This window comes from Burkholderia sp. HI2761 (assembly GCF_002223355.1).
In the GTDB taxonomy this organism is placed as follows: Bacteria; Pseudomonadota; Gammaproteobacteria; order Burkholderiales; family Burkholderiaceae; genus Burkholderia.
On sequence record NZ_NKFN01000007.1, the window covers coordinates 859,680 to 883,887 of the forward strand.

At 63.9% G+C, this 24,208-nt stretch carries 21 protein-coding genes, 2 pseudogenes and 1 riboswitch; of the genes and pseudogenes, 8 read left to right on the forward strand and 15 right to left on the reverse strand.

Translation table 11 applies throughout. The features are described 5' to 3' along the window. Positions 1–55 precede the first annotated feature (55 nt). Positions 56–159: riboswitch (SAM-I-IV-variant riboswitch) on the forward strand. 42 nt (positions 160–201) lie between these two features. Continuing rightward, complete coding sequence (locus CFB46_RS35990) at positions 202–531, forward strand: hypothetical protein (protein WP_152777963.1); 330 nt, start codon at positions 202–204, stop codon at positions 529–531. Positions 532–671: 140 nt separating this feature from the next. Here CFB46_RS35990 and CFB46_RS21450 read toward each other — a convergent pair whose 3' ends face one another. From CFB46_RS21450 to CFB46_RS36895, 3 genes and pseudogenes are all read right to left on the reverse strand, one after another. After that, positions 672–2,693, reverse strand: a complete 2,022-nt coding sequence (locus CFB46_RS21450; protein WP_089501192.1) for an SMI1/KNR4 family protein — start codon at positions 2,691–2,693, stop codon at positions 672–674. A 172-nt stretch (positions 2,694–2,865) separates the two neighbouring features. Then, positions 2,866–3,834: pseudogene (locus CFB46_RS36770) on the reverse strand (NucA/NucB deoxyribonuclease domain-containing protein); the annotation flags it as partial. Between the two features lie 271 nt (positions 3,835–4,105). Further along, positions 4,106–4,339, reverse strand: a pseudogene (locus CFB46_RS36895) (phosphotransferase-like protein); the annotation flags it as partial. Between the two features lie 1,015 nt (positions 4,340–5,354). Between CFB46_RS36895 and CFB46_RS21465 the strand changes: the two are divergent. Next, entirely contained in the window at positions 5,355–6,299 is a 945-nt protein-coding gene (locus CFB46_RS21465) for a HamA C-terminal domain-containing protein (RefSeq protein WP_143751646.1), read from the forward strand. After that, on the forward strand, positions 6,292–8,874 hold the full coding sequence (locus CFB46_RS21470; protein WP_089501195.1) for a DEAD/DEAH box helicase: 2,583 nt from the start codon (positions 6,292–6,294) through the stop codon (positions 8,872–8,874). The genes CFB46_RS21465 and CFB46_RS21470 overlap by 8 nt, the downstream gene beginning before the upstream one ends. A 397-nt stretch (positions 8,875–9,271) precedes the next feature. Here the strand turns inward: CFB46_RS21470 and glmS are convergent, their stop codons facing one another. Continuing rightward, entirely contained in the window at positions 9,272–11,101 is a 1,830-nt protein-coding gene (glmS, locus tag CFB46_RS21475; protein ID WP_089501196.1) for a glutamine--fructose-6-phosphate transaminase (isomerizing), read from the reverse strand. A gap of 156 nt (positions 11,102–11,257) precedes the next feature. Here glmS and CFB46_RS21480 point away from each other — a divergent pair, with 156 nt between their 5' ends. Further along, positions 11,258–11,755, forward strand: coding sequence for an Lrp/AsnC family transcriptional regulator (locus tag CFB46_RS21480; protein WP_027782221.1), 498 nt, complete (start codon positions 11,258–11,260; stop codon positions 11,753–11,755). Positions 11,756–11,791: 36 nt separating this feature from the next. On the opposite strand, the gene CFB46_RS21485 is transcribed toward CFB46_RS21480, so the two are convergent. Both CFB46_RS21485 and CFB46_RS21490 read right to left on the reverse strand, forming a co-directional pair. After that, positions 11,792–12,325, reverse strand: coding sequence for a methylated-DNA--[protein]-cysteine S-methyltransferase (locus tag CFB46_RS21485; RefSeq protein WP_089501197.1), 534 nt, complete (start codon positions 12,323–12,325; stop codon positions 11,792–11,794). Beyond that, positions 12,322–13,797 carry a DNA-3-methyladenine glycosylase 2 family protein gene (locus CFB46_RS21490; protein WP_089501198.1) on the reverse strand — a complete coding sequence of 492 codons (1,476 nt, stop codon included), beginning with the start codon at positions 13,795–13,797 and terminating at the stop codon, positions 12,322–12,324. Before CFB46_RS21490 ends, CFB46_RS21485 begins: the two co-directional genes overlap by 4 nt. A 323-nt stretch (positions 13,798–14,120) precedes the next feature. On the opposite strand from CFB46_RS21490, the gene CFB46_RS21495 reads away from it, so the two are divergent. After that, positions 14,121–15,413: an MFS transporter gene (locus tag CFB46_RS21495; protein WP_089502291.1), complete on the forward strand. Its 1,293-nt coding sequence runs from the start codon at positions 14,121–14,123 to the stop codon at positions 15,411–15,413. 80 nt (positions 15,414–15,493) lie between these two features. Here CFB46_RS21495 and CFB46_RS21500 read toward each other — a convergent pair whose 3' ends face one another. Further along, on the reverse strand, positions 15,494–16,597 hold the full coding sequence (locus tag CFB46_RS21500; protein WP_089501199.1) for a LacI family DNA-binding transcriptional regulator: 1,104 nt from the start codon (positions 16,595–16,597) through the stop codon (positions 15,494–15,496). Between the two features lie 70 nt (positions 16,598–16,667). On the opposite strand from CFB46_RS21500, the gene CFB46_RS21505 reads away from it, so the two are divergent. Next, a complete protein-coding gene (locus CFB46_RS21505) occupies positions 16,668–17,501 on the forward strand; it encodes an NAD-dependent epimerase/dehydratase family protein (RefSeq protein ID WP_089501200.1) in 834 nt (277 codons plus the stop codon). Positions 17,502–17,612: 111 nt separating this feature from the next. On the opposite strand, the gene CFB46_RS21510 is transcribed toward CFB46_RS21505, so the two are convergent. The 4 genes from CFB46_RS21510 to CFB46_RS21525 form a co-directional block, all read right to left on the reverse strand. Then, entirely contained in the window at positions 17,613–17,933 is a 321-nt protein-coding gene (locus CFB46_RS21510; RefSeq protein ID WP_059830322.1) for a hypothetical protein, read from the reverse strand. Then, complete coding sequence (locus tag CFB46_RS21515; RefSeq protein WP_082720161.1) at positions 17,893–18,201, reverse strand: hypothetical protein; 309 nt, start codon at positions 18,199–18,201, stop codon at positions 17,893–17,895. Before CFB46_RS21515 ends, CFB46_RS21510 begins: the two co-directional genes overlap by 41 nt. A 467-nt stretch (positions 18,202–18,668) precedes the next feature. Next, positions 18,669–18,989, reverse strand: coding sequence for a DUF1330 domain-containing protein (locus tag CFB46_RS21520; RefSeq protein WP_027782227.1), 321 nt, complete (start codon positions 18,987–18,989; stop codon positions 18,669–18,671). 181 nt (positions 18,990–19,170) lie between these two features. After that, the gene (locus CFB46_RS21525; protein ID WP_089501201.1) at positions 19,171–19,629 is read right to left on the reverse strand and encodes a MerR family transcriptional regulator; all 459 of its coding nucleotides are present in this window, start codon (positions 19,627–19,629) and stop codon (positions 19,171–19,173) included. A 77-nt stretch (positions 19,630–19,706) separates the two neighbouring features. Here CFB46_RS21525 and CFB46_RS21530 point away from each other — a divergent pair, with 77 nt between their 5' ends. Then, the gene (locus CFB46_RS21530; protein ID WP_089501202.1) at positions 19,707–20,939 is read left to right on the forward strand and encodes an NADH:flavin oxidoreductase/NADH oxidase family protein; all 1,233 of its coding nucleotides are present in this window, start codon (positions 19,707–19,709) and stop codon (positions 20,937–20,939) included. Here the strand turns inward: CFB46_RS21530 and CFB46_RS21535 are convergent. From CFB46_RS21535 to CFB46_RS21550, 4 genes are all read right to left on the reverse strand, one after another. After that, positions 20,906–21,148, reverse strand: coding sequence for a hypothetical protein (locus CFB46_RS21535; RefSeq protein ID WP_089501203.1), 243 nt, complete (start codon positions 21,146–21,148; stop codon positions 20,906–20,908). The two genes, CFB46_RS21530 and CFB46_RS21535, sit on opposite strands and share 34 nt — an antisense overlap. Positions 21,149–21,188: 40 nt before the next feature. Next, a complete protein-coding gene (locus tag CFB46_RS21540) occupies positions 21,189–22,658 on the reverse strand; it encodes a PepSY-associated TM helix domain-containing protein (RefSeq protein ID WP_089501204.1) in 1,470 nt (489 codons plus the stop codon). A 242-nt stretch (positions 22,659–22,900) separates the two neighbouring features. Then, positions 22,901–23,386 (reverse strand): hypothetical protein, encoded by a 486-nt coding sequence (locus CFB46_RS21545; RefSeq protein WP_089501205.1) that lies wholly within the window; start codon positions 23,384–23,386, stop codon positions 22,901–22,903. A gap of 111 nt (positions 23,387–23,497) precedes the next feature. Then, positions 23,498–23,821, reverse strand: coding sequence for a hypothetical protein (locus CFB46_RS21550; RefSeq protein ID WP_027782232.1), 324 nt, complete (start codon positions 23,819–23,821; stop codon positions 23,498–23,500). A gap of 145 nt (positions 23,822–23,966) precedes the next feature. Here CFB46_RS21550 and CFB46_RS35995 point away from each other — a divergent pair, with 145 nt between their 5' ends. Continuing rightward, positions 23,967–24,116: a hypothetical protein gene (locus tag CFB46_RS35995; RefSeq protein ID WP_179235098.1), complete on the forward strand. Its 150-nt coding sequence runs from the start codon at positions 23,967–23,969 to the stop codon at positions 24,114–24,116. Positions 24,117–24,208 lie beyond the last annotated feature (92 nt).

The following is a 24,208-nucleotide window of genomic DNA, read 5'->3' on the forward strand; positions in this document are numbered from 1 at the left end:
TCGACGTCGGATTTTCGCTATAATGGAACTGCGTTCGGAATGACGAACGCGAGAATTCAAGCATCCAGAGTCGGGTCATCCGACGCCAACCTGCCCTCCCGGGCAAGGTGGACGCCCTCGAGGCGATGCGGCCGATTGACGGCAACGAAGCGGGAGCAGCATGGCTGGCACCGGTTCGATAACCATTTATCCGGAGCAACCATGAGCCAAGTTTCCTCCGCTTCCCGCCCGACGGTCTGTGAAGACTGGTCGCACTTCCTTCCCGGTTTTACGTTGACGCATACGGTTCATCTCGTTTCGAGACGGATTCCGGGCATCGTTTCGACCGCGGAGGCCGTACTCGAAGGTGAAACGGCTACGGTCGATCGGTGGGCCATTACTCGCTGTGGCGACGTTCTCGAACAAAAGATCGTGCTCGGCGAAATGACGGAAGGGCAAGCGGTGCGGCTGCGTGAAAGGCTTGCCGCGCTGGAGGGGGTGCTTCGGGCGCGGGTGGAGCATCATTTTGTTCGGGCGGGGGCGGCGCGTTAGACGATGCTGCCGACCTCTCCGTCTCGCTGGTGAGTCCGGCTAGTTACGTGATGTCGTCGAAGAAGGCGGGGTTGCCGAAGTAGGGGCGTTCCCGTGCGGGGCGATGCGAGAGGCGGGGCCTGCCGCGATCGCTCACGATATCAGCGTGAATTCCGTTGGGCCGCCACGCCGGCAAGCCACTCCGGAAAGCTCTCCGCAACGCGCTCGCGTTGTTCGTCGTCGTGCCAGACCCGAATCACCTGCCCGATCGTGCCGCCTTCTGCCGGATCGAGATCGAGACACAGGTGATTACCGCTGCCGTCATGCGTGAACGGAATCCATTTCAGGTTGTACCACTCGTTGCGGATGCCGGAATCCGGTTCCGATGTCACGCCGTCGAAATCGCCGCCGTCGACGAGACCTTTCCAGATGCGCCATTGCGTGACGATCTCGTGTGCACTCAGCAGCGCATCGCTTCCTGAAAATTCGTCACCCGGATCGGTCTGGCCATTGTGAATGCGCAAGCTGTCGACGAAAGCGTCAGGCAGTGTCGTTCCCAGCGCAGTCTGCAAGACTGCGATCTCGTCGTCGGATGCCGGTCCGTTGAGTCCGCCCGGCAGGCGTGACGAATCGGCGGCGAACGCGCTATCGAGCCGTTGCCATGTTTCGCGAAGATCCGTGCGCGCGACGTCTGCATTGCCGGCCGTCGTGCTGGTGTCGGCTTCCGGTAACGATGGTAACGTCGCCTCGGCGGCCGTTGCCGCGACAACACGCGGCGGCGTGCTGGAAAAGTCGCGGTCGAGACGCAGGAACAGCACGGACGAGCCTGCCGACAACGGATGTTCCGCGGCGGGGATCGCGACGAGCACGTCGGCGCGAACGACGTCGCCAATGGGCCCGTCGCCGTCGGACGGCAGTAGGCGGACGAGCAAATTGCCGTCGGCGCCGCGATGCAGATTGCCCCAGCGCATCGCGTTCACTCGCGCATCGCGCTCGACGCCGTGATCGACGCCGCCGGTTTCCCAATGAGGGCCTGGCGTGGCAGCGTGCTCGAGCAAATCGAGCACGCGTGGCATGATCGCGTGCATCAGCATCGCGACTGCACTCGTGTGGCCAGGCAGGTTGATCAGCGCTGCCTGATCGTAGTGGGTCAGTACCTGCATCCCGCTTTGCGTACCGTCAGGGCGCGTGAATGGCAGCGTGGTTTTCCTTGGCAGCGAGCGATCGTCGCTGCGCCCGAAGTTGAATCGATCGGCCGGCGTTTGCTTGATGTCGACGGTCGTATCGTCGCGCGAATACATCAGTTGTGCGTTCAATCCCAGGTTCCGGAAGGGCGGCGCGGCAGGCAATCCGGCGCCGACGATCAGGTCGTAGCGTTGCGCGAGCTCGACCAACTGCTTCTTGAATGCGTATTCGTTCTGCTGCACCTCGAGTGGTGACTGTGTCATGTCCGGTGGCGCGATGTACTCGACCGGAGGCACCTCGTATCCCCAGCGCCGCAGTACCGCACGGATATATGGGCCGCTCGTGTCGGGCCGCTGCCAGCGCCCACGGGCGATGCCCGGTGCGCGCTGTTCGTAGCCGACGATCACCACGCCGATACGCGGCCGTTTCGTCACTTCGATGTCGCGTACGCCTGCGGCCGTCAGCGCGATCTGCCGTTCGGCCGTTATCCGGCTGCCCTTGAGCAGGAGCAGGCTGCCTTGCCGGTATTCGCTGCCGGGTGGGATCACGTGCTGTCCGGCGGATACCGGCGCGTGCAGCGACAGGAAGGATCGGGCGTCGCGATGCGTCACTTCAACGTCGCCTTTCGGGATAACAGTGTCGGCGTTTTCCGGCAGCGGGAAATAGGCAGGGACATCGACCGCACACTGCGCGCCGATTGCGCGAGCCGTCGGGCTGCTGGCTTGCGAAGCCAGTGCGCGCCGGCTGAACTCGAAGTCGAGCTCGGCCGGCGCGTTGCGCGTCGCATGCGCGGTATCGGAGGCGCGCAGTGCGTAGCCTTCGACTGCGGCGAGCGGAGCGGGTGGAACATGCTCCGGGGCGAAAACGTCGGCCGCCGTCACGCGCGTCAGCGCGTCCTCGACCGGAACCGTCTCGGATTGCATCGCGCCCGGCACGATCCGCCGACAGCGTTCGTAGGGTTGATTGAGCCAGAAAGGGAAGTTCTCGTGATCGCTCATGGTGCTTGGTGTTTTCGTGCCGCGGTTCGAGGAGGCCCGCGAACCGCGGTACCGGTACAGTTCTCGTCGCCAGCGGCTCAGCGTTTTGCCGCAGGTTGCGGGGACCGACGTCGACGTAGAACTTCTCCTGGTCGAGCACGCGCTGGTTCAGATAGAAATTGCCGAGGAACGCGCCCGCACGTCGATTATCGCTGGCATCGATACGCTTGACCGAAACTTCCGGATCCCGCGATGCGCCTTCTTCTGTCGAGGCAAATGGATACTCGTCGCAATCGCAATCGGTCGGCGTTTCGTCCGGATCGCCGGTGAACGTGCACTGGCCATTGACCGAGCCGAATTTCGCGACGCATTGCTTCTTGGACGCGTCCCGATTGTCCCGCCGAAGGGTGGCGTCGCGTGTGCGTGCCAGCGGCTTCGACTCCCAGGTATCCGGAAAGATCGTGCCGTCGCCTCTCGGCACGAACTTGCCGGGACGTCCGGCCGCTTGCGCCTCGCGAATATGGATCGCGGATTCGTCGACGTCGGGATTCGTGGCGACGATGGTGCGCAGGACCGCCGGTGCGTCCGGATAGATGCAGCCTTGCGAGTTGCTCTTGACGAGGGCGACGTCGCATCGAATGTCGGGGATATAGCCGACGCCCGCGTACGGACTCATGCTTGCGCCGTTCTCGAATGAATCGCCCGATTTGGCAACCCGGTACTCGAGGGTCGGGCTGAACGTGAGAGGGTTGCTGGATCCCATGTTCGGCGTGACCATCACCGATATCTCGTTGGACAGTCCGCCGAGGGCGAGTGGTACGCCGGCATTGGGCACGACCGTGCAATCCGATCCGCATTCGACGACGGGCTTGATCATCAGGCCGCCCGGATTGCCGGAAATGACGCGTGTGCGGAAGCGGAACTTCAACGGCCAGGCGAGCTGGTTCGTCGGATTGTCGGAGTACGCGTAGGCGTCAATCGCTACGCGCCCGATTTCGTTGTTTTGATCGTCCTTCGCGACATATTCGAGCGGGACGGTTTTCTGGCAATAGCTGCTTCGGCCCAGCAGCGAATCTCGGGTCGCTTCGGTCCGGACCGTCGCGCAGATGGGAGAAACGTCCGTAGCACTTTCCGCGTGCGCGGGCATCGCCGCTGCAAGCATGATCGCACCGGCAAGCAGCCGGCCAAACAGTGTTCGATGAGTCACATTCCCTCCTGATTATTCATTAAATCGAAATGTCGCTTTTTTCTGCACTTCGATTTAAATTTAGATTTTGATGAAATGTAACTGTTATATTTGTCAGGAATGTAATTTGATGTGAGGGGAATTTGATTTTGACTAATTGTTGATGGATCTTATGCGATCAGCGCATGACGCCCCCTATGTGGAACTGTTGCATTCTGACGGCAGATGTACATAGGGGCAGCCGGCGTCAGCCACCGCGAAGCGCTAGGGCATGGACGACGAATAGCGCGCATTCCACCGTCACGTCATAGATGCCATTGGCACGCACTTTGTCATACTGCCATCGGGCCAGCCCTACAAGCCGATCTCCCCGTTGCGGTTCTCGTTCCTCCAGAACATCCAACGGACAGTGGGCACCAAGCAGGCTTAACTTGAATGGCGCCAACATGCGGGCATATTCGGTTTTCTCATCGCCAAGAAGAACTTCGTCGACTTGTTACAGTGGTTCGCCAGCGCAACGACCGCAACGAGGCCCTATAACCGGACCTAATACAACTCAGCATGATTGGCTAGCCGGATTAGAAGTCGTTACACAATCGGCCGCAGGCCGAGTGAGTGCGAAATCTTCCGCTACGTCAATGGGTTGGCGAAAGCGTCAACGCTTTTGATTCCTCGTTGCGTTGCCGAACCTGACACGCGAATGAAAAAGTGCATGAATTTAGGGCATCCGGATTAGAAGCGTTTACGCACGCCAGGCAAGGCTTTTCTGGGGCTTGTCAATTTCGATGGGGTACCGCTGAATGCTCGGGAGCGTTGACGTGGTGCGGCGCGTTGCCCTTACCGCGCACCGTCATGGTGTTGACTCGGTTTCCCCTGAATCGGGGTTGCCTCGGCTCTGGCGGCTCTCCTGGCGCGATACCGTGCGGCGTACGCCATCGTTGATGGCGTTCATTCCGAAACCGGGCGGCGGCGGGGGGCGGCGTGACGCTTCGCTTCTCGACGCCCAAAGCGGCGGCTTCTCGCTCGTCCCAAGCGCGGCTGTTCCTTCGAATCTCGATAGCTTTCGCGTTCGCTACGGAGGTTCCGGTAAGCTATGAGCGCCCTCATGGGCGGTTTACCTCCTTTTGCTGCGCTACGGTCAGTAAGCCTTGCGCTTTCTGTTTTTTCTGACATCGATTCGAGCATTGCGACCGCCTGTTGCGTGACCGAGCGTTCCTGCCACGTGAAGTTTTAAATCCGCACGAGGCCCTCGTGGATAGCCGCCAGGAATCGCCTGGTCACGCCGTGGTATGCGCGCAACGGTGACCGCGCTCATGAAGTAGTGCATTCCCAAACGCAAACTCCTAGAGAAAGTGTCGATACGAAAAACTTATGCTATGCGGTAGGATATGACTGTTCGGGGAACAGCCATATCAGGCCTATTCGCTACGTATAATTTTGGGGATCATCGCGCTCACGCAATGAGTCCACGGTTACGAGAATAAAGAGGCGTTACGGTGTCACACAATCTTGAAGCAGAGTTAGACAGTCTGCTCGGGACAATGGATTGGGTCCCAACCTTTTGTACTGAGCATCCTGAACTGCCATCAGAAGGCGCATCAATCCGGCAGTTCTTTTTAGCGTTGCGCGACGATGAGCCGATGATGATGGAGCTGGCTGCGAAGCTTGCCGACCAGATAATCGGCTATTGTCTTCCTCGCAAGCGTCTCGCGAGAACAATACAGCGGCATGCGCAAAATGTAGTTGATTTGGCCGCCGCAATAGCGACTTTGCGCCGCGATGCACGGCACGCATTTCAAAAATACCGTACAGAGTTTCCAGCGCGTTCGGGCGAAGGCGGAGAGATGCTCGCTTATGTATTCGTTGAGCATTTTCTGCGAGCACCTATGGCGATTGCAAAGATGCATACGAAGACGAACACGACGATGCCCGTGTTCGGAGCCGATGGTGTTCACGTCAAGTACCGGAGTGCTTCAGACCAGCTCGAGGTAATCTATCTCGAGTCGAAGGTACATAAGACCATTGACTCTGCCGCGAACGACGCCTCGAAGTCAATCGACGATTTCCGCAACGGAAAACAGCGGTCAGTTGAACTCCGTCTTGCTTTGGATTTGGGTAACTTCGACCAGCTGGATGAAACTGCACAACAGGCACTTGAAGACTTCCTCGACCCTTACTCTGGTGTGCAGACGGCGAAGCGCCTCGACATACACGCGTGTCTGCTCGCATACAATGAGCCAGCCTTCGAGCATGCGTCTGGGACCAACCAGATAGATGTGGAAAAAGCGTTCAGTGACGGTTGTGAAGTCCGGCGCGCGACGGTCAGCAATGCCTACAAGAAGCGAGAGCTTCCCGAGGACAAGATTGTGACCTTCGTTCTCGGGCTTCCTAGCGTGGCTGGATTCCGCGAAGAATTTGAGAGGGCGTTGAGCAATGGCTAACTTTGCTGCGCGACTCGCGAAGCGCATTCAGAACAATCCATTTTTCCAGCGGGATTACTCCTGGTTGTGTTCCAGCGGCATAGCCGCGCTGACGGAAAACGCCGACCTGAAGCTGGATGTCGATGGTGACGAAGACGAAGACCTCCGATTGACCCGGCTTGTCGAGTCTGCCAGCTGTTTTGTGATGGACGACGACCATCGCAGTCGTCAGCTCGCACAGACGATTGCGCTATATGGTGTCGCTTCAAAGCGCGGTCCCGAAATCGTGGCGGCGTGCAGCCACATTCTCTCGGAACTGGGAAACTTCCCTGCATCAAGCTTCATCCGGCACAAGCACGGCGTAAAAGAGGACAGTTTGCCGAGCATTGTGCACGTGCGCGATTTCACGCGGCGTTACCACAACACCGTCAGCCTACCGAGCGGCCAGATTCCTCTTACGGACTTCCAGTTCGACATATGGCAAGACCTCGCACAAGGCCATTCCACGGCAATCTCTGCGCCGACTTCAGCAGGTAAGTCGTTTGTAGTACGCGAATACGTTGTCCAGAAAATCAAGGAAGCGTCGGTCGTACACGTTGCATACATCGTTCCCACACGTGCGTTGATGGCGGAGGTGCAGGACAAACTCACCCTGTCGCTCGGGACCGATGACCCGACACTTCGCATCACGAGTGTTCCCATTGAGGACGCGGATGCCCGCGCGCGGCAGGTCTTTGTTGTGACGCAGGAACGCCTGCTTTCCTACATCGACGAAGTGCCGTCGGCGTCCTTCGACTTCGTCATCGTCGACGAAGCGCAGCAGATGGGTGACGGGTCACGCGGAATGATTCTGCAGGAGTGCCTCGAACGCATCAATCGAGCGAATCCGAACTGCCATCAGTATTTCATCGCGCCGATGGCGAGCCGCGTCGACAATCTTGCCGCAGTCGTCGGCCGACCGGAGGTAGAGACTCATCTCACACAGGACTCGCCGGTCGTTTCCGCGAAAATCGTGGTGAAGACGAAGACTGACTCGGTGACAGACCTGATGCTCGAGATGATGGACAACGGCCGTCGAGTGAAGATTGCTCACTTGCATCGTGAGGAGGGGTTCGGGGGCCGGAGTGGCTTGCTCGCGGCAGCCTGCCTTGAACTCGGCGCGGCCGGCGGCTCACTAATCTATGCATCAGGTCAAGCAGATGCGGAGGATATCGCTCTCCAGATTGCGACGAAACGTCCGGAAACGGACAACGAAGCGCTTATCGAGCTAGCGCGATTTATCCGTAACGACGTTCACCGTGACTACACCTTGGAATACTGCGTCCGGCGTGGCGTCGGCTTTCACTATGGGTTTATGCCGACGCTGCTGAGACAGGCGCTGGAAGATGCCTTCAGAAATGGCAGCCTGACCTATTTGGCGTGTACGACGACCCTGTTCCAGGGGGTCAATCTGCCAGCGCGAAATGTGTTCATCGACAAAGTGAAACGCGGCAAATCAGACCAGCTTGAGGACGACGACGTCTGGAATTTTGTTGGTCGGGCAGGGCGACTCTCTCACGACGTCGCCGGGAACGTCTTTCTCGTGGACTACGACAACTGGCCGGAGAAGTTGCTCGACAATTCTCCCCAGGTGAAGGTCGAGCCTGCTCTCAGCAAAGTCCTAGGACCGGGCCTGTCGAAGCTGGAAGAGTATATCGCTAAGCGCGGGCGGGTCGATGAGGCGTTCGAGGATGTTCGTGACTATGAGGCCGCTGCGGGCTTAATGTTGAGTCGGGTGCGCCGTGGAACATTTCAGGAGACGATTGCTCGCTCGGCAGGACATCTTGACGTAGCAGAAGCGCAAAATTTGCGGGCACAGTTGGAAGACGCTCTCGGGGAATTGAAGGTGCCGTTGGCGGTTATGGACCGGAATTGGCTCATTTCGCCGTGGCGTCTCCAAGCGATGTATGAGTTTCTTGAGGCTCGCGTCGCGGATGGTACGTGGCGGGAATACTATCCCACGCATCCAATGCAGCGTGGCAGCTACCATTGCTACCAGCGGATGTTCATTGCCATTGAAGAACACCTGAAAGGCAAGCCGGCGGAGAATTGGGCGCGATATTTGAACCATCAGGCAAACGCGTGGATGAAAGGTGCGACAATTGCCGCACTGGTCGACGGAGAGCTCGCTTACCGCCGGCCACCGAAGCGTCCGAAGAAAGATGCTCGCGGATTGACCAATTCGAACACGGCCGTGCGGCGTATCTTCGAGTTGCTCGAGAAGACACTTCACTTTACGTACGTTCAGCTGACGCGTGCATACTGTGATTGTTTCTCGGCTGCGCTGCGCGAGGCGGGTCTTACGAAGGAAGCCGACGAAATCTATTCGGTGTCACTGGCCTTGGAACTCGGCGCCTGTACGCGCACGGTTATTTCGCTGATTGAGCTCGGCATGTCTCGAATATCAGCGCAGATTTTGGGCAAACGCATTAAGAGCACTGACTGGACTGCGTCGCAAATCCGCTCATGGCTCCGCTCGCGCCGAGGGGACGAATTGAAGGTCTCAAGCGTCATCCTCGGAGAATTGTCGAGGCTGAAATTGTTGAAAATTGGCTGACATCCCGATACGCGCCACGCCCCTCGCCTCAGCATATTAGAAGGGCGTGCTCGGACCGGACCGACGCGTTCACTGCCTCGTGCACGCGTAGCTGAACTTGAAACAACCATCGCGCAGATTCGCGTGCTTGTCGCCGAATTCGGCATCACCTAAGACTAGATTTACGGCCACAAGCGCGGCTCGAAAATGGCCACCCTAAAATTGGGCGATTTCAGGGTTCCGGATTAGAAGTATTTACGTTGTTGAACCAATGTCTTGGAGCTGAAAAGTGCCCCGGATTGGGGAGAAGAGCTTACGTGTAAATGCTTCTAGTTCGGATACGGCCGAGCAGGCGTGGTATCGCGCCACTCGGCAGTGTCTCGCCTGGAACCGTGATCTCGCGCGGAGCAACACCCCCTCACTCCACCGTCACCGACTTCGCCAAATTCCTCGGCTTATCAATATCCGTCCCCCGCGCCAGCGCCGCGTGATACGCGAGCAATTGCATCGGCACCGTATGCAAGATCGGCGACAACGGCCCGTAATACTCGTTGAGCCGAATCACCTCGATCCCCTCACTCGGCACGATCCCGCAGTCCACATCCGCGAACACGAACAGCCGCCCATTCCGCGCACTGACCTCATGCATGTTCGACCTGAGCTTCTCGAGCAGCATGTCATTCGGCGCAACCGCGATCACCGGCATTTCATTGCTGACGAGCGCCAGCGGCCCATGCTTCAACTCCCCCGCCGGATAAGCCTCCGCATGAATATAGGAAATCTCCTTCATCTTCAGCGCTCCTTCGAGCGCGATCGGATAATGCATCCCGCGCCCGAGAAACAGCATGTTGTCGCGTCGCGCGAGCAACTCTGACCACGCCATGATCTGCGGTTCCAGCGCGAGCACCTTCGACATCGCATCGGGCAGATGCCGCAGCGCCCGCAGATGTTCCTTTTCTTCATCGTCACTCAACCGCCCGCGCACCTGCGCCAATGACAGCGTCAGCAGGAACAACGCAACGAGCTGCGTCGTAAACGCCTTCGTCGAAGCCACGCCGATCTCGATCCCCGCACGCGTCACGAACTGCAGCGCACATTCGCGCATCAGCGCACTCGTCGCGACGTTGCAGATCGCGAGCGTATGCATCATCCCGCTGCGCTTCGCGACATGCACGGCCCCGAGCACATCGGCCGTTTCACCACTTTGCGACACGGCGACGACGAGCGTGCGCGGATTCGGCACGCTGTCGCGATAACGAAACTCGCTGGCAATCTCGACGCTGGCCGGCAGCTTCGCGATGCTCTCGATCCAGTATTTCGCGGTCAGTGCCGCGTGATAGCTGCCGCCGCACGCGAGCAGCAGCACCGAATCGACGTCGTTGAATACACGCCACGCGCCGTCGCCGAACAGCTCGGGCATGATCGACGAAACGTCGAGCAGCGTATCGGCCACGGCCTGCGGCTGCTCGAAGATCTCCTTCTGCATGTAATAACGATACGATCCGAGATCGGCCGCGCCGCTATGCGCGGCGACGCGTTGCACCGCGCGCTCGACGCGCTGGCCGGCCGCGTCGACGATCCAGTAGCGATGCAGTTGAATATCGGCGACGTCGCCGTTCTCCAGGTAGGCAATGCGATCGGTGATGCCCGACAGTGCAATCGCATCGGACGCCAGAAAATTCTCGCCTTCGCCGACCCCGACCACGAGCGGCATTCCGTCCCGCGCGCCGACGATCCGGTGCGGCTCGTCGCGGCACATCACCGCGATCGCATAGCTGCCGCGCAGTCGCGCGACCGCACGCCGTACCGCATCGAACAGGTCGCCGTCGTACAGGTGGTCGATCAGGTGTGCGATCGCCTCGCTGTCGGTCTGGCTCGCGAACACATAGCCGTGCGCCTGCAGTTCCGCGCGCAGCTGATCGCAGTTTTCGATGATCCCGTTGTGCGACAGCGCGATGCGCGCGTCGGCGTCGCTCGGCGAGAAGTGCGGATGCGCGTTGAGCGTGACGGGCGCGCCATGCGTGGCCCAGCGCGTATGCGCGATGCCCGTGTAGCCGGACAGCGCCTGTGCGGCGATCTCGCGCTGCAGGTTCGCGACACGATCGACGCTGCGGGCGCGCGCCAGCGCACGGTCGCGGTAGACCACGACGCCGCACGAATCGTAGCCGCGGTATTCGAGCCGCTTCAGGCCGTCGACCAGGTTCGGCAGGATGTCCCGCTGGGCAACCGCCCCGACAATTCCACACATATCGCGCTCCGTAAATGTCCTGTCTGGATCAGTGAGAGCGATGGTAGAGCTAGCCAAATGGAATTAAATTTCAAAAATCTACCGAATATGAACTTAATGGAATATCGTATATTATGTTGAAATTAAATTTCACTTACTAACCGGAAGGAGTGGCCGATGGCCGGCATCACCCTCGACGATCTCGACCTGCGCATCCTCGCAATCCTGCAGGAGGATGCATCGGTCTCGAACCTGCAACTGGCCGAGCGCGCGCTGTCGTCGCCGCCCACCTGCATGCGTCGCGTGCGGCGGTTGACGGAGGCCGGTGTGATCCGTCGGCAGGTCGCGGTGCTGGACCCGGTCGCGATCGGCACGGCCGTCACCGCGCTGATCGAGATCAGCCTCGACCGGCAGACGGCCGAAGACTACGACGCGTTCGAAGCGTACGTGTGCGCGGAGCCGGCCGTCACGCAGTGCTATCGCGTGTCGCCGGGGCCCGATTTCGTCGTGATCGCCGATCTGGCCGATGTCGCCGAATACGACGAATTCGCGCGGCGGCTGTTCACCGGCGCGTCGAACGTCCGCAACGTGCGGACGTTTTTCTCGACGCATCGCGCGAAATTCGAAGCGAACGCGCGGGTCGCGCATGCGATGCGCAAGCGCGGCGGCGGCTAGGTCGCACAAGCTGCGCCGAATGCGAAACCCGGCATATCAAAACGCCAGCGCCTGCTGCACCGGATGGTGCGCGCCGCGCGAGAACCCGGCGCCTTCGAGCGACAGCAGCGCACGTTTGCGGTCGATGCCGCCCGCATAGCCGGTCAGGCTGCCCGATGCGCCCACCACGCGATGGCACGGCACGATGATCGATACCGGATTGCGGCCGACCGCGCCGCCCACGGCGCGTGCGCCGCTCATCGGCAGCCCGACGCGCTCCGTGATGTCGCCGTACGACACGAGTTCGCCGAACGGAATCGCAAGCAGTTCCTTCCATACCCGTCGCTGAAACGCGGTGCCGCGCAGATGAATCGGCACCGAGAACGTGTCGCGCGCGCCGGTGAAGTACTCGGCGATTTCTTTTGCGACCCGGCGTGCGAGCGGCGACATGGCGAGCGCGTCCGCTTCGCGCACGATCGCAAGCGACGGGAAGTATTTCTGGCCGACGAAGTAGAGGCCGGTCAGCGCATCGTCCTCGATGCGCACGGCGATGTCGCCCAGCGGGCTCGGAATCAGGTAAGCGGGAGTCATCGCAGCACATCTCCATGAAGGCGCCACACATGCAATGCGGCATACGCGCGCCACGGCGCCCAGCGCGCAGCGTGCGGCGCAGGCGACGGCAGGCCCGCGGGTTCGGTGCGGGCGGGCAGCCACGCGTCGTCGGCGGGGAATGCGTTCGGCCACGCCATCGCACGCATCGCGACGTACTGCACCGCGCGTTCATCGAAACCGGGCAGCGCGCGCAGCGCGGCGAGCGTCGCGTCGAGCGGCGCCATCGGTTCGAGCGCGAGCGCGCCGTCGTCGACGGCGCGGGCGAGCGACACGATCGCGCGTGCCGTATCGCGCTCGATGCCGATCGTCTCGAGGGCCGAAGGCGGCAGCGTGGCCAGCGTCGCGGCGCAGGGCAGTGCGTGCGTGAGGCCCGGCGGCGCGCCGTCGACCAGCGTGCCGAAGCGTTTCGCGAGGCGTGCGAGCAATGGCGTATCGACCTGCGCCGCCGCAAGCTGCTCGCCCGCGAGGGCACGGATCGCGATCTCGAGACCGTCGAACGCGCCGGGCACGCGCAGGCCCGGCGAACCGCTCGCGAGATCGCCGAGATGCGCATCGATCACGTCGGGGCGGCTGTCGAGATCGAACAGCCGGCGCACGCGTGCGAGCACGGCCGGCACGACCGGCGTCAGCGCGGGCGACACGGTCACGGCCAGCGCGAAGCGCTGCGGCACGTGCGCGACGGACAGCCAGCCGGCCACGCGGCCGCCGCCGTTCCGGTCCGGCAGGTCGACGATGCGCGCATAACGCTGCGCGTCGATCCGCTCGACGCCATCGATCTGCCGCTGCGCGAGAAACCGCATCAGGTCGGCCCACGCGAACGGCGGCCGGTACGGCAGCGGGAAGGTCATGTCGCCGTCGGCCGATGCGCCGGCCCCTTTTCCTTTGCGCAGCCGCAGCGGATTGAGGCCGTAGCGCTGGCGGAACAGGTCGTTGAAGCGCCGCACGCTGCCGAACCCGGCCGTCGACGCGACGACGGCCACCGGCAGCGCGGTATCGGTCAGCAGCCGCTTGGCCATCAGCAGCCGCTGCGTCTGCGCGAACTCGACCGGCGACACGCCGAACTGCGCACCGAAGATGCGACGCAGATGGCGCTCGGTCACGCCGACGCGCCGTGCGAGCGCATCGACGGAATGCGCGTTCAGGAAACCGTCGTCGATCAGCGTCGCGGCTGCGTCGGCGAGATTGCCGGAAAGATCGAGCAGCCCGTGGCCGGGCGCGAGTTCGGGGCGGCAGCGCATGCAGGGCCGGAAGCCGGCTTTCTCGGCGGCCGCGGCGGTCGGGTAGTAGCTGCAGTTCCGCGCCTTCGGCGGCTTCACCGGGCAGACGGGGCGGCAGTACACACCGGTCGTCGCCACGCCGACGAAGAACCAGCCGTCGAAGCGGCGGTTCCGCGAAAGCAGGGCGTCGTAGCAGGTGTCGGGATCGAGGCGCATGAGACGACTGTAAACCATCCCCGCTGTCGATTCTGGCTGGAATCGGACATGTGTCTCCGCATCCGCGCGCCGGCCGGGCCGCAGCGGGAAAATCAGAGGAAAAACGATTAATACCACTCTGCGAAACAGTCGTCTCTTTTCCCGCGATGAATTTGAGATGACTCATCGAAATCCCCGACTGACACGGCCCCGGCAGACACCCTATCCTTTGAAAAACGTTTTCCAGACGGATCGGCGAAACGCGTCGTGCGCAGCAGCGCGCCGGCGTTCGCCCCGGCGCCGGTCGCCGGTCAACGAACTGCGTGCGGCGCGACGGGCGCGACCGCGCATCGGAGACATTCATGCCCACTGCCGTCGTCGGCGCCGTGCGCGCGGCCGCCAGCCGCTATCGCTGGACCGTCTGTGCACTGCTGTTTTTCGCGACCGTCATCAACTACATGGATCGGCAGATCCTCGGCCTGCTCGCGCCGATGCTCCAGCACGACATCGGCTGGAGCCAGGTGCAGTACGGCCGCATCGTGATGGCATTTTCGGCGTTCTATGCGCTGGGCCTGCTCGGCTTCGGGCGCATCGTCGACTGGCTCGGCACGCGCGTGTCGTACGCGGTCGCGATGCTGGTGTGGAGCATCGCCGCGATGCTGCACGCGGCGGTCGGCTCGGTGATGGGTTTCGCGTTCGTGCGCGCGCTGCTCGGCATCGGCGAGGGCGGCAACTTCCCGGCCGCGATCAAGACGACGGCCGAATGGTTCCCGCGCCGCGAACGCGCGCTCGCCACCGGCATCTTCAACTCGGGCGCGAACATCGGCGCGGTGTTCGCGCCGGCGATCATCCCGGCGATCGCGGTGGCCTACGGCTGGCGCGCGGCGTTCGTGATCATCGGCGCGATCGGCCTCGTGTGGCTCGCGGTGTGGCTGGTGATGTATCGCACGGCCGACACGCGCGCACTCGCCGCGGAGTACGACGAGCCGCGCGACGAAGCCGAAGCGCTCGACGCGGCGAATGCGAACGCCGGCGCGCCGCGCTGGGGCGAACTGATCCGCAAGCGCGAGACGTGGGCGTTCCTGGTCGGCAAGTTCCTGACCGACCCGGTGTGGTGGTTCTACCTGTTCTGGCTGCCGAAGTGGCTCAACGAGTCGCGCGGGATGGACATGCAGCACATCGGTTTGCCGCTCGTCTGCATCTATGCGCTGACGACGGTCGGCAGCATCGGCGGCGGCTGGCTGTCGTCGATGCTGCTGCGTGCGGGCTGGAGCGTGAACCGTGCACGCAAGACGGCGATGCTGATCTGCGCATGCTGCGTGCTGCCGATCGCGTTCGTGTCGCAGGTGCAGAGCCTGTGGATCGCAGTACTGATCGTCGGCCTCGCCGCCGCCGCGCACCAGGGCTGGTCGGCGAACCTGTTCACGACCGCGTCCGACCTGTTCCCGCGCCGCGCGGTCGCGTCGGTGGTCGGCATCGGCGGGATGGCCGGCTCGATCGGCGGCGTGCTGTTCTCGGAAGTGATCGGCCAGGTGCTGCAGCGCACGGGCCACTATTGGGTGCTGTTCGCGATCGGCGCGTCGGCCTACCTGATCGCGCTGGCCGTGATGCACGTGCTCACGCCGAAGATGAAGCCCGCGAAACTCGACGCGTGAATCGCGTCCCTGCAAACGAACGCGCCTCCTCGGACGGCGCGTTTTTTTTGCGTTCGGGTCGGTGACGTGTCGCGACCGCGTCAGCCGGCCGACGCCGTCGACGCGCGCATGATCAGCCGCGGCTCGAACGTCGAATAGCTCGCGTCGGTGCGCCCGGCGAGCGCGTCGATCAGCTTCTGCATCGCGAGCTCGCCCATGTTCTCGCTCTGGATGTCGACGGTCGTCAGCGCGGGCGCCGCGTATTCGCCGTACGGCACGTTGTCGATGCCGGCGACGGACACGTCCTGCGGCAGCCGGAAGCCGAGCGACGCGGCCTCCTTCATGAAGCCGAGCGCGATCAGGTCGTTGTAGCAGATCACGGCCTGCGGGCGCTGCGGCCCGAGCATCACGCGCGAGCACGCGCGCTCGCCGGCTTCGGCGGTCGGCGCATGCGCATCGTGCACGTCGAGCGTGAGCCCCGCTTCGGCGAGGCAGTCGCGCGCGCCCTGGATCCGCTCGTCGTTCACGCGCGCGGTGCCGAAGCCGAGATACGCGATGCGCGTATGGCCGAGGTTGAGCAGGTGGCGCGCGAGCATGTAGGTCGACAGCCGGTTGTCGATGCCGACGCTCGGAATCGGCAGGCCGGGGCTGCGACGCAGCAGCACGAGCGGCTTGTTGAGGTCGAGCATCCAGCCGGCTTCCTCGTCGGGCATCCGCGTGCTGACGATCAGCCCGTCGACGCGCTGCGCGAGCGCCTCGATCAGCGAACGTTCGCGCGCCTGGCTCTCCTCGGTATCGACGAGCAGCAGCGTGTAGTCGTGCTGCAGCGCGACGCGGTTCGCGCCTTTCACCACGTTCGTGAAGTGCGGGTTGCTGATGTCGAGGATCACGAGGCCGATGGTGCGCGTGCGGCCGGTGATCATCGAGCGCGCGAGCGGGTTCGAACGGTAGCCGAGCCGCTCGATGGCCTCCTTCAGCCGTGCCTCGACGGTCGGCGAGAAGCGCTGCGTGCCGTTCACGTACTTCGATACCGTCGCGACCGACACGCCGGCTTGCGCGGCCACGTCGCGGATCGTCGAGGAAACTTTTTTCATCCGAAGGGTAACGTTTTCGTTCGATAACGCCGGATTGTGGCAGAAAAAGCCGGCGTGCGGCCGGCTGCCGATATCGGGAAAGTGCGGATGGCCGCGAACGGGTTCGGCCATTGACGTTCGACGCCGCGTCCGCGTATAGTTGGAAAACGTTTTCCGATTTGAGTAGATTCAAGGAGATTCGATGAACGCCTCATCCACCGCCGCGCGCAAACCGTTCGGCCGCCTGCTGCTGACGGGCGCGGCCGGCAACCTCGGCCGTCAGTTGCGCGGTGCGCTCGCCGACTGGGCCGACGTCGTGCGCGTCAGCGACATCGCGGCGCTGGACGACGCGGCCGCGCATGAAGAAATCCGCGTGGTCGACCTGGCCGACCGGCCGGCCGTGATGCAGCTCGTCGACGGCGTGGACGCGATCGTTCACCTCGGCGGCATTTCGGTCGATGCGCCGTTCGATGATCTGGTCGGCGCGAACATCACCGGCACGTACAACCTGTACGAAGCCGCGCGCAAGCACGGCGTGAAGCGCGTCGTGTTCGCGAGTTCGAACCATGCGATCGGTTTCCATCCGGTCACCGAAGTGCTCGACGCCGATTCGCCGCTGCGCCCCGACAGCCTGTACGGCGTGACGAAGTGCTTCGGCGAATCGCTGTCGCGCTACTACTTCGACCGCTTCGGGATCGAAACCGTATGCCTGCGGATCGGCTCGTCGTTCGAGGTGCCGAAGAACCCGCGCATGCTCGTCACGTTCCTCAGCTATCGCGACTTCATCGAGCTCGTGCGCTGCTCGCTGCTGACGAACCGCGTCGGGCACGCGATCGTCTACGGCGCGTCGGACAACCCGGTGAAGTGGTGGGACAACACGAAGGCCGGCTTCCTCGGCTTCCGCCCGCGCGACAGCTCCGAACAGTTCGCCGGACTGTTTCCGGTGACGGCGCCGACCGCCGAGTACGACGATCCCGCGCAGCGGTTCCAGGGCGGCGGCTTCGTCGTCGGCGAGCCGATGGAGCGGAAGGCGTAGGCGGCACGGCTGGCCGAAGGCCGCTTCATTGACGACGGATTTGCGGTTGAGGACGCGCTCGATCAACTGAAAAAACGCCGGGCCTCGAGAGTCGAGGTCCGGCGCATCGGATCACTTCTTGCCGTAGGTCGCGTCGTGATCGGGCTCGATCGTGAGGAAGCGGAGCGTATTGCCTTCACGATAGGCGGTCGCGCGACGCGCCTGCGTAATGCGCAGCGAATACAGTGCATCGATGCCGGCCGGCGGCGCTACACTCGTAATCTTTTCCCACTTCAGCCCCTGGTCTCGGTACAGTTGGTCCCAGTTCAACTGCAGCAACTTCTTGAGGGTCGCGAGCACCCTTGATGCCTCGGTCTTGTCCAGGTCGACCCACTGACGCTGAAAGACCGCATTATTCAGATCCACCTTTACGACGTCGTTTTTCTTGTGCATGTCGCAGCTCTTCGAAAAGGGCGTCAGGGTCTGATTCGTGCGGCGGATTGGCTTGAGCCCACGCGAGTGCTTCCTGCAGGTCACGTTGGGCCTGAGGCGCATGCAGCCACGCTTCATTCTCGGGGATCACGACGGCGGTGCGGACGAGCCACACCCCCGGCTCGCGCTCTTCGATGAGCACTTGCCGGCCGGCGAATTCCTTGCCAAGCGAAATCTGACCGCTCGAACCGACGACCTTGACACTGGTCTTGTGTTCAAACGTGTTCATAGCCGGTTTCGTCCTAGTGATTTATTAAGTAGGCGCACGCTCTAACTTGCCTCCTGTATGCCCAAACGGTGCGCGGCGTTTCGGCGGTTGACGACCTATAGTATTACGTTGACGCTGAAGCATCGGATGGTGCTTCGATTTGTATTAAACAGGCACCGGCTAGTGCCTGCGTTCACTATAGCACGATTGCACAACGGCATGAATGCATGATTTGGCGGGTGGCGCCGAAGCGCGACCCCGGAAGGGGCCGTTGCGTATCTCACGGCCACGCGGCTGCGCGGCTTCGCTGAGCAATCCCCCGCGCCTATCTACCCAACCCCGGCTTTCGCATAATCGAGTCGAGCATGCCGGGAAAATATTTGTCTGATGAATGGCGCGTATCAGGCCATCTCGGTGTCGTTACCGAGAACCGTGACGGATGAGGACGGAGCGCAACGCGTCATAAGCGTCGTCACCTGCGCGAAGCCTCAACGCAGAATGTCGGTCGCCTTGTGCCGTTCGTCGACGCCGTCGATCAGGATCAGCGGGCCGCTCGCGTGCCGTGCGCGCAGCGGCTGAATCTGCCGGTACGCATCCGATTCGTACCATTCGCGCGCCGTGTCGAGATCGGGAAACGCGATCGCGATCAGGTCGCCGCGCCACACGCCCTCGCGCACTTCCGGCCGTGCACCGTGAATCACGAAATGGCCGTCGTACGGCGCGAGCGTGCCGTCGATGCGCTCGAGGTATTCGACGATGTCGTCGCACATCTCGACGTCGTGCAGGTGGGCGATGGCGTAGGCGGTCATGGCAGGCTCCTTGGCGGGGTGCGGCGAGTGAGTCGATGGGGCCATGATCGCGGCGCGAGTGATGTGCGTCGATTACCTGCGACGTAAGCAAATCGGGACAATCTCGCCGCGCCGTACTCCAGGCCACGGCGCGAACGGATGAATAGATGGATGACGCAGCGCAATCGCGCAGCGCAATCCGTCACGCACGCTTGCGCGCCGGCCGCACGACGGGCGCCGGCTCCAGCGGCTCGCCGGCCTGCTCGCGCAGCCGGTCGAGCATCCGTTGCGCGGCGCCCGCGCAATCCTCGCCCGCCGGCTTGTTCTCGATCTCGACGATCAGCGTCTCCAGATGCTGCCGGTTCTGCGCGAGACGCCGTTCGAGCAGCGCGATTTCGTCGACCTTGTGCCGCAGCGCGACGAGCAGTTCGTCGCGCGGCCATGCACCGAGATCCGGCGGCAGCACCGCACGAATCTCCTCGAGCGAGAAGCCCGCGCTCTGGGCGCGATCGATGATCGCGAGCCGCGTCAACGCTTCCGCCCCGTATTCCCGATAGCCGTTCGCCTGCCGGCGGGCCGGTTCGAGCAGGCCGCTCGCCTCGTAGAAGCGGATGCGCGACGCCGCGAGGCCGCTCGCCTTCGCCAGTTCGCCGATTTTCATGGTGTGCTCCAAAGGGGCTTGACCTTAAAGTTGACTTTAAAGTTATCGTCGGGCATCGTCAATCGAGGGTGCCCACCATGAATCTGTTTGCGCCGCTGACACTGCCCAACGGGGCGGTGATTCCAAACCGTCTGGCCAAGGCCGCGATGGAAGAAAACATGGCCGATGCGGACCACGCGCCGTCCGACGCGTTGCTGCGCCTGTACCAGGCGTGGGCCGACGGCCAGGCCGGCCTGATCCTGACCGGCAATGTGATGGTGGACGGCCGCGCGATGACTGGGCCGAACGGCGTCGTGCTTGAAAGCGACGCGCATCTCGACCGTTTCCGCCGCTGGGCGCGAATCGCCCGCTCGGGCGGCGCGCACGTGTGGATGCAGATCAATCACCCGGGGCGCCAGATGCAGGCGGCGCTCGGCCAGACGACGCTCGCGCCGTCGGTCGTGCCGCTCGCGCTCGGTGCGCTGTCGAAGCAGTTTCCGGTGCCGAAGGAGATGACGGCAGCCGATATCGCCGACGTGCAGCAGCGCTTCGTGCGTGCCGCGCGGCTCGCGGAGCAAGGCGGCTTCACCGGCGTGCAGGTGCACGCGGCGCACGGCTATCTGCTGAGCCAGTTCCTGTCGCCGCTGACGAACCGGCGGCAGGATCAATGGGGCGGCAGCATCGAGAATCGCGCACGCCTGCTGCTCGATATCGTGAAGGCGGTGCGCGCGACGGTGTCGCCGGGATTCGTCGTCGCGGTGAAGCTGAATTCGGCCGATTTCCAGCGCGGCGGTTTCAGCGCGGACGACGCGAAGCGCGTGGTCGAACTGCTGAATCCGCTGGGCGTCGATCTCGTCGAACTGTCGGGCGGCAGCTACGAGGTGCCGGCGATGCAGGGCGAGGCGCGCGACGGGCGCACGCTCGCGCGCGAAGCGTATTTCCTCGAATTCGCTCGCGACATCGCCGCCGTCGCGCGGATGCCGCTGATGGTCACGGGCGGGATCCGGCGTCGTGCGGTGGCCGAGCAGGTGGTGAACAGCGGCGTGGCGATGGTCGGCATCGCGACCGCGCTGTCGATCGACCCGAACCTGCCGCGCGACTGGCGCGCCGGCAAGGACAGCGCGCCGGTGCTGGAGCCGATCCGCTGGAAGAACAAGGCGCTGGGCGCGCTGGCGAACATGGCCGTCGTCAAGTTCCAGCTCACGCGGCTCAGTGAAGGGCGTCGCACGGACCCGCGGGTGTCGCCGCTGCGTGCGCTGGTGCGGCAGCAACTGGCCGCGCAGTGCCAGACGCGGCGCTACCGGAAATGGATGGCGGGCCCGCGTACTTGATCGATGCTTCCGGGTCGGCCGCGGCGACACCGGAGAATGACCGGTTCGCCGCCACGCACGCGCCGGCGGGTGTGTGGCGCGTCGAGGTCAATCGGCGCGAGCGTGGCGCCGGTACCGTCGACGCCGACGCCGCTTTCCTGTGCTTGTGCGTGCCCGGCCGGCGAGAGCGCGGCAAGAACGGCAGCGGGCAGCGTCGATCTGAACTTCATCGTTGCGGTTTCCTTCGAATGGAGGAAGCGCTTGCGTCGATCACGCTGCGGCGGGCGCCGCGCGGCCGAACAGCAGCCGGTCGAGCAACCAGACCGCGACGATCGTCAGCCCCATCAGCGGGAAGACGATGCCGAGCAGCACGAGCCCGGCGACCCAGCCGCGCATCGGCGGCATGCCGCGTTCGCGCGACGGTGCGCCCAGCGTTCCGGACGGGCGGCGCTTCCACCACATCACGGTGCCCGTGACGGCCATCGCGGCCAGCCCGAGCGACAACACCGCGCAAATGAGCTGGTTCGCGAGCCCGAAATAACGGCCCATGTGCAGCGACGTGCCGTACGACACGGCTTTCGATACCGCACCGTAGTCGCCATAGCGGATGTCCTTCAAGACGGCGCCGCTGTACTGGTCGACGTAGATCGTGCGTTCGGCCTTCGGGTCGGCCGGAAAGTACGACGCGGTGAACACGCCATCCGCGCCGGACGGCAACGCGAGCGTGTAGCCGCTCGTCACGCCGAGCCCGGCGACGACCGCGATCGCGCGGGCCAGCGGCAGCGGCGCGGGTGTCGGCGCCGACGGCGAATGCGGCACGGGCACATTGCCGACCGCCCACGGCGTTTGCGGTAACGGCAGGTCGTCCATCACCATGCCCGGCATCGATTCGCCGGAATCGTGGTGATGGCCGGACGGTGCGGCGGCCTGCGCAGGCGCATGACCGGGCATCGCCGCGGCGCCGGGGCGCGTCGAGCGTACCGATGCGCCGCCCCACGCGCCTTCCGGCGCGCCGAGGTTCACGGTCGCGGCGAGCGCCTTGAAATTCTTGCCCCACGAGCCCGACCACGGCAGCCCCGTCAGGATGAACGCGACCGTGCCGGCCGCGAGCCAGATGCCGGCTGTCGCGTGAATGCTTTTCCACAGCGGCCGGCCGCGCAGCGACAGGTCGGGCCGCAGCGCGCGCCCGACGCGTGCCGTACCGCGCGGCCACCACAGCGCGATGCCGGTGCCGATCATCACGAAGGTCCAGCAGGCGGCGAGCTCCATCAGCAACTCGCCGGTCTTGCCGAGCAGCAGCTTGCGATGGAGCATCCGGTCGACCTGCATGAAGCGGTTCTCGACGCTCAGCGTGCCGAGCACGCTGCCGTCGTACGGGTTCACGTACACGCTCTCGCGGCTGCCGTCGCGCAGCCGGAATACGTACTCGGCGCTGCGGTCCGGGGCGGTGACGACCTGCACGGACACCGGCGTTGCGCCGGCCGGCATCGCGGTGCGTGCGCGGGCGAGCAGCGTGTCGGCATCGAGCCGCGGCGTCGCGCGCGGTTCGACGATCAGCCGGTGCGGATACAGCAGCGGTTCGATCTGCGGCTGGAAGCAGTAGAGCGTGCCCGTGATCGCGAGGATCACGAGAAACGGCATCACGAACAGGCCGGCATAGAAATGCCAGCGCCAGAGCGTCCGGTAACCGGCGCTGGCGAAACGGGCGGGCGAGATGGCCCGATCGACGGTGGTCGACATGGTATGAACTCCTCGGGTTCGTCGAGCGGCGCGACCGGCGCGGGCCGGCTGCCGTCAACGTGCGTCGCACCCGCGTGCCTGCATCGCCGCGGCAGGCGGCGCGGCACGCTGCGCAAACGGTGTGCAGGGCGGCGTCGCCCGCGCGATGCGGGCATTGGGGTGAACGCGTGAATCAGGGCGTGCGAAACGAACGGCGTGAACGCGCATGCACGTCGACGTGCATGCGCCACGGGGCGAAACGTTCAGCAGAACAGAGGAGGCGCGCGGGAGGGCGGGCGATCGTCGAATATCGATCGCACGAAAGGAAGACTGTCGAAGTGAACGCGGAAGCGCCGCGGCACCGCCGCGGGAAACAGCAGCACCAGCAGCACGAACGACGCGAGCGCGGTGAACAGCGCGGCGCCGAATGCGCACAGGGTGTCGCCGTTGCCGGAGGACGCCGCCTTGTCGGCGTGCGCGTCATGCTTCAGTGCATCGACGAGCGCGAGCGCATCGTTGGCCGGGGTGATCGGCGCGCTCGCGCCGAAGCGGGCGGCCAGCGCGGCGCCGGTGACGATCAACGGGCCGCGGCCCGAGCACAGCACCACCGTGCCCGCATCCGGACCGTCCGGATCGAGCATCACGGCGCCCGACATCAGCGCGCGGGACAGCAGCATCACGAGGAGGAACCCCCACAGCAACTGTCGCGCGACGCCTGGCCGGAGCAGGAAGCGGCGAAGTGCGTTCATGGCGCGCGATTGTACCTCCGTTTACGCGGAGGGGCAGGCGGGCCGAGCGTGGGCGGGGGTGGGCTGGGTTGCCGCTACGGCCGTGCGCGACGCACGATCCGTTGCGCCGGCTCACACCGGATAGGCATCGTCGACCTTCAGGTTCGCGAGCCGGAACAGCGTGCGCAGCGTTTGCGGATGAATGTCGCGGTGCGCGGCGAGCGACGTGAGCATGAAGTCGAGCACCTTCGCGTAGCGGAGCAGCACGAGGCAGCGCGCGAGATCGGGCGTGCGGCCGCGCATGTCTTCGGCGAGCGTGACCATGTGCGTCGACAGCGTGCGCGCCATCTCGAGTTCCATCTGCTGTTTTTCGGTCCAGTCGGGCAGCGGCTGTTCGAGCACCTTCGCGAGGAAGAGCTGGAACGACGAATCGGACGAGTTGGGCTGCGCATCCATGAAGAGCCTCGTTGCGTATGCATATCGTACGGGCGTATCCGTTGACGCGCCCGAGGGTGAATTCCTGTCCGCGCGGTCCCGCACGCGGCTTCTGCCCGAACGGAATGCAGATTCCGTACCAGCGCCGCCGGACGATTGTTGAGCAATGTTGAGCCGCGATCCGCCATCGGTCGGCGAGTCCCGCCGGGGCTGGATCGCGCGGGCGGTCGAGGCGGGCATCTACGGGCGCAAGGCGGGCGGCGTCGGGCGCCCGAAGCGGCGCGGCGACGCGAAATGCTTCACGGATGTAACGTAACGCGGGCATTGGGCGCGTCGCGCGTTTGCGCCGGCGAACGACCGGAGCGGCGCGTGCCGGGCGGTTCGGCCGCGCCCGCCGTGCGTCCGCCG

Coding starts and splice junctions, on each gene's coding strand:
- CFB46_RS35990 (WP_152777963.1), top strand. CDS start 202: ATGAGCCAAGTTTCCTCCGCTTCCCGCCCGACGGTCTGTGAAGACTGG.
- CFB46_RS21450 (WP_089501192.1), bottom strand. CDS start 2,693: ATGAGCGATCACGAGAACTTCCCTTTCTGGCTCAATCAACCCTACGAA.
- CFB46_RS21470 (WP_089501195.1), top strand. CDS start 6,292: ATGGCTAACTTTGCTGCGCGACTCGCGAAGCGCATTCAGAACAATCCA.
- glmS (WP_089501196.1), bottom strand. CDS start 11,101: ATGTGTGGAATTGTCGGGGCGGTTGCCCAGCGGGACATCCTGCCGAAC.
- CFB46_RS21480 (WP_027782221.1), top strand. CDS start 11,258: ATGGCCGGCATCACCCTCGACGATCTCGACCTGCGCATCCTCGCAATC.
- CFB46_RS21485 (WP_089501197.1), bottom strand. CDS start 12,325: ATGACTCCCGCTTACCTGATTCCGAGCCCGCTGGGCGACATCGCCGTG.
- CFB46_RS21490 (WP_089501198.1), bottom strand. CDS start 13,797: ATGGTTTACAGTCGTCTCATGCGCCTCGATCCCGACACCTGCTACGAC.
- CFB46_RS21495 (WP_089502291.1), top strand. CDS start 14,121: ATGCCCACTGCCGTCGTCGGCGCCGTGCGCGCGGCCGCCAGCCGCTAT.
- CFB46_RS21500 (WP_089501199.1), bottom strand. CDS start 16,597: ATGGCCGAACCCGTTCGCGGCCATCCGCACTTTCCCGATATCGGCAGC.
- CFB46_RS21505 (WP_089501200.1), top strand. CDS start 16,668: ATGAACGCCTCATCCACCGCCGCGCGCAAACCGTTCGGCCGCCTGCTG.
- CFB46_RS21510 (WP_059830322.1), bottom strand. CDS start 17,933: ATGCACAAGAAAAACGACGTCGTAAAGGTGGATCTGAATAATGCGGTC.
- CFB46_RS21515 (WP_082720161.1), bottom strand. CDS start 18,201: ATGAACACGTTTGAACACAAGACCAGTGTCAAGGTCGTCGGTTCGAGC.
- CFB46_RS21520 (WP_027782227.1), bottom strand. CDS start 18,989: ATGACCGCCTACGCCATCGCCCACCTGCACGACGTCGAGATGTGCGAC.
- CFB46_RS21525 (WP_089501201.1), bottom strand. CDS start 19,629: ATGAAAATCGGCGAACTGGCGAAGGCGAGCGGCCTCGCGGCGTCGCGC.
- CFB46_RS21530 (WP_089501202.1), top strand. CDS start 19,707: ATGAATCTGTTTGCGCCGCTGACACTGCCCAACGGGGCGGTGATTCCA.
- CFB46_RS21535 (WP_089501203.1), bottom strand. CDS start 21,148: ATGAAGTTCAGATCGACGCTGCCCGCTGCCGTTCTTGCCGCGCTCTCG.
- CFB46_RS21540 (WP_089501204.1), bottom strand. CDS start 22,658: ATGTCGACCACCGTCGATCGGGCCATCTCGCCCGCCCGTTTCGCCAGC.
- CFB46_RS21545 (WP_089501205.1), bottom strand. CDS start 23,386: ATGAACGCACTTCGCCGCTTCCTGCTCCGGCCAGGCGTCGCGCGACAG.
- CFB46_RS21550 (WP_027782232.1), bottom strand. CDS start 23,821: ATGGATGCGCAGCCCAACTCGTCCGATTCGTCGTTCCAGCTCTTCCTC.
- CFB46_RS35995 (WP_179235098.1), top strand. CDS start 23,967: ATGTTGAGCCGCGATCCGCCATCGGTCGGCGAGTCCCGCCGGGGCTGG.